Below are 247 nucleotides of genomic sequence, written 5' to 3'. Positions count from 1 at the left end.
CCGACTTCGCCCGACCCTTGGGCATCGACAGCACGCCACGAGAGATCAGCCTGCGCCCAGACGCCGGTTCGAGCTCGTAGGCGTCCACGACGAAATCGAGCATCTCATCATCAAACGTCAACGGCTGCCCCTCCACCGGCCCAGGGCCATGGCAGGCATACTCCTCGAGCCAGTCGATGACGGCATAGCCGAGAGAGCACTTCTGCCCCTCGAACAAGGGCCGGAACATCAGCCTGCGCGCCGCTTC

The 247-nt window shown here is 64.4% G+C and carries 1 protein-coding gene; it reads right to left on the bottom strand.

The features are described from left to right. The coding region (locus V0R37_RS22945; RefSeq protein ID WP_420376671.1) for a hypothetical protein at nucleotides 1-247 on the bottom strand (247 nt) is incomplete at both ends.

It is taken from the genome of Pollutimonas rozaliensis, from assembly GCF_048751585.1.
Taxonomy (GTDB): Bacteria; Pseudomonadota; Gammaproteobacteria; order Burkholderiales; family Burkholderiaceae_B.
The sequence above is the reverse complement of the archived record's forward strand: the minus strand, read 5'-3'. Positions and strand labels throughout refer to the sequence as shown.